The organism is Rubneribacter sp., assembly GCF_965361815.1.
In genome coordinates this window covers 1-3,325 of sequence record NZ_CBDTNW010000139.1, presented here as the reverse complement: position 1 = coordinate 3,325, position 3,325 = coordinate 1, and the positions used below count along the sequence as shown (strand labels likewise).

The 3,325-nt window shown below is 60.1% G+C and carries 3 protein-coding genes; 1 reads left to right on the top strand and 2 read right to left on the bottom strand.

The genetic code is table 11. From position 1 onward, the window contains the following. The first annotated feature begins 275 nt into the window (after positions 1–275). Entirely contained in the window at positions 276–1,550 is a 1,275-nt protein-coding gene (locus ACWKY3_RS10240) for an STAS-like domain-containing protein (RefSeq protein ID WP_449316308.1), read from the top strand. Between the two features lie 88 nt (positions 1,551–1,638). Here ACWKY3_RS10240 and ACWKY3_RS10235 read toward each other — a convergent pair whose 3' ends face one another. Beyond that, a complete protein-coding gene (locus tag ACWKY3_RS10235; protein ID WP_449316307.1) occupies positions 1,639–2,496 on the bottom strand; it encodes a hypothetical protein in 858 nt (285 codons plus the stop codon). An 11-nt stretch (positions 2,497–2,507) separates the two neighbouring features. Continuing rightward, positions 2,508–3,325: 4Fe-4S dicluster domain-containing protein (locus ACWKY3_RS10230; protein WP_449316306.1), on the bottom strand; the 818-nt coding region annotated here is incomplete at its 5' end.

Sequence of the window (3,325 nt, the reverse complement as noted above, 5' to 3'; positions counted from 1 at the left end):
AAGGTCTTTTTCATTCATAACCTGCTGCCAAGCTTCGAATGTCCAGCTTGCTATTGCAGTGTCCAGACTGCGATTGCAATCAACCTTAGATTTTCAATCAACCTCCGATGTGGAAGGCTCCCTCTTTTTGCCTTATGCCTCTGGAGAAGATGCCGAGTTAGAATAAAATATCCCCCGAAGTTTGCTTGCATACGCAGAGGCACGGGGGATTTCGATATCCAATCTACCATCGGCACCACCAGAAGGCAAGTTCTTTTCAACGAAACGACGCAATCATGAATCCAAACGGCCAAGAGGGACAGAAACGGTCCTACAAGATCATCACCATTGACGTCGCCCGCAAAGGAGCCCGCCAATACGTCATAAAATCAGTCGAAGACGGCATTTCATCGGGCCTCTCCACTTTCAAGGTTAGAACGCAAAAAGCAAATCCTCCCGCCTATCCGAGCATGTGCGTCCCTTTGGCGGGCGCACTTGACCAGTTTGCACGCGAAAGGGGTTGCACGTTTCTCCCGACGGAAAGCGTGAAAAGCAGCACCTATCTTTTCAAAACATCCTTCCTCAACCCTAAAACCTACAACAACGAGTTGAGCCACTGCGATTTCCTCGACAAAGTTTGGCGGTTCTCGTCGGAGGACGAGTTCGAGATCGTAAGCGGCATCGTGCGTTCAATCCGAGGCAGAATGAAGTTGGCGCCCGGCGTGATAGAGAGCATCGAACTCTGCCTTCACGAGATTATGGACAACGTCCTCAACCACTCCCTTCCCGAAAGCGCAGGCAACGAAACCCCAATCGGCTACGTCATGGCGCAGTGCCATCAGGAGAACAAGACGATCGCAATAGCGGTTCATGACAACGGGCAGGGCATACTGAACTCGTTCAACAACTCCTCCTACCATCCCGAAACCGCAAAACAAGCCATCGAATTGGCCCTGACGAAAAACGTGACCAACGGACGTGGAGCCGGAAGAGGCATGTGGATGTTGTCGAGCATCGTGTCCTCAAGCAGAGGAATGATCGAGATTTCCTCGGAAAGCGCCCGTTATCGCCTGGCGCACAATGACGAGGGGGCCGAAGCGAAGCCTGTATTCTCGAAAATCGGTTCAGAAATCAAAGGGACGACGACGGTCGATTTCAGATTACGCGCCGATCGGCCCATCGATATAGGAAATGCCCTTGACGGCCACATCCCCGTCGACCTCTGGCTCGAGGACCATGAGATCGACGATCAGTCGATTAGATTTAGCGTGCGCGAGGAGTCTCGTGGAACAGGCACGAGGCACGCCGCAAAGCAATTTCGCAATATTGTTTTCAACGCCATAGCTCAAAAGGGCCATCGCGCCATTCTCGACTTTGAAGGGACCGGCATCATCAGCTCCTCATACGCAGACGAGCTGCTCGGGAAGCTCATCGACGATTTCGGCCTCGTAAGGTTCATGGAAAGGTTTCAGCTCCGCAACGTGTCGGACACGAACGCGCTCATCATCGATGAGGCGCTCGGCACTCGCGTGAGGGCCACGCCCACCGAGCCATTGGCCTTGCTCCGGTAAAACGACCAGACGAGTCTCTTTCTTGAAACGAGAAAACCGCTCGCAACGTTCCGCGCACGCTTGGAACACGCGAAACAGCCCCTGCGCACTACCCTGTCGAGCGCATGACCAGGCGTTTCACATCCTCGCGGTATTCGGGGCGCACAAGATAGTAGGCGTAGGCTTCCAGCACGGTTGGGAAGGGCACGCCGCGGCCGACGATTTTGAAGTTCTCGATGCCGTGAGCATCGCGCAGTGCGCGCACCTCCTGGTCAGTGAAAATGACCGGGTGGCCCGGCGCATGGTCGAAGAAAGCGGGGCGCTTCGCAACGCACTCGAAGGGGCGCAGGGCGCCCGCGCGCTGGTCCTCGCTGTTGTGCAGGTAGTGCTCCTGACGATGCGGGCAGCCGCGCTGGCAGAACTCGTTCACCATGACCTCCGCCTTGCCGCAATCCTCGATAGCCGCAAGAAACGCCGAGTCCTTGTGGCGGTTGTAGTCGAGCACCACGTAGTCGTAGCGCTTCGTCATGCGGTTCACCTCGGCCGCATCGGCCAAAGGGCGCGTGGTGGACAGCACACAGCGCAAGCCGTAGCGCTCGCGCACGTAGTCGGCCACGAAGTCGGCGTACACGATGGCCTCGCCGCCATGGCGAGCAGCGGCGGCAAGCATCTCGTTCAGGTAGCCGTCATGCAGATCGTCTTCGGTGGCCAGCATGTTCGTCAGCGTGAGACGCGGTTTCACACCGTGGGCGGCCAGCAGCGAAAACGTCTCCTCCATCTGCGCTGGCGACGTGCGTTCACGCAGGTAGGCACGCCCGCCGTTGAGAACGCAGCCCGGAAAGCTGCCGTACACGCTGCCGATGCGCACGCCGTCTTGAAACAGCGCCGGCCGCCGCTCCAGCAGCTGCACGAAGAACAGGTTGAGGCCGAGCAGCACCGTGAAGTCCGGCAGCGTGTACGTCATCATGGGAACCCCTCCTAGAACATGCACATTTCAAGGTCCTCGCCGAGCACCGAATGCACCTTGTTGTACATCGATTCCGGCTTGTTCGGCGTCCACGTGGGGCGCTTCATGGAAAAGCGCACGGCCTCCTTGCCCATGAACTGCCTGATGGGAACCCGTCCGCTCACCGTGATGGCCTGCTTCGGGCAGATGCGCTCGCACAGGCGGCACTGCACGCACGCGCTCGGGCGATGCACGATGCCGAACACGCCGTCCTCGTCGATCTTCTTGATGGCGCCCGTCGGGCAGAACACCGCGCACATACGGCACGAACTGCACCTCTCGGCGTCGATGGACACGGCGCCGATCACGCGCGTCTCCACCTCGTCGGCCACCGGACGGCCATCGCCCACATGCCGCAGGTAATTGTACAGCCGCACGCGGCGCGTGGGGACGAAGTGCGACAACGTGCCGTCGGGACCGACCTTGCGGTACGCCGCGCGAACGGGTTCGGGAACGGGGTCGACCGCGCCCAAGCCCTCGGTCACCGCCGCTTCCACCGCACGGGCCGACGCGTCCTTGGCCGACTTGAGGAACTCCCGCCGCCCCATGCCGTCGTCGGCATCCCGCACCTCGCAGGAGCGTTTCCGCCCCCGCCCTCGCGCCGAAGCGCCCGAGCGCAACGCCAACACCCGACCGGAAACGCACTCCGTCACGTCGATGGACAGGGACGACCCGAACGCCGCAAGCAGGTTCTTCGCACTCGCCGCCACCTCGCGCGCAAGCGCGCCGCCGGGCGCATGCGGGCACGTCTCGCACGAGCCGCACGCCAGCGTCGCGTCGAACGCGCGAT